The organism is Novosphingobium sp. KN65.2, from assembly GCF_001368935.1.
Taxonomy (GTDB): Bacteria; Pseudomonadota; Alphaproteobacteria; order Sphingomonadales; family Sphingomonadaceae; genus Novosphingobium; species Novosphingobium mathurense.
Map to the genome: position 1 here is coordinate 1 of NZ_CCBH010000070.1, position 324 is coordinate 324.

1 protein-coding gene is annotated in these 324 nt (G+C 64.2%); it reads left to right on the forward strand.

Features of this window, described 5'->3' with window-relative positions:
- Positions 1-98: 98 nt before the first annotated feature.
- Positions 99-324, forward strand: a 226-nt coding sequence (locus SPHV1_RS02845; RefSeq protein ID WP_156367210.1) for a hypothetical protein, incomplete at its 3' end; no start/stop codon positions are given.

Below are 324 nucleotides of genomic sequence, written 5' to 3' on the forward strand. Positions count from 1 at the left end.
GATGCCTTCCTGATGTGGAACAAGGCGGGCGGACGTGTTGTGAAGGGGCTCACGAATCGGCGGAAGGCGGAGCGCGCCTTGTGCCTGACGGGGCTGTGATGCCCTTCAACCCCTTCTCTGCGCTAACGAGCAAGGTCTACGGCGCCATCGCCCTGATGCTGCTCACCGCGCTCGCGATCCAGACCATCCGTATTGACGGCTTTCTCTGGATCGATGGCCTCGCCGACAAGCTGGCCGCTCGCGACAAGACCATCGCCGAGATGATCGCGGCGCAGGCGACCGCCAAGGCCGAGCAGGAGCGCGTCAACGACGAGAACGAACAGC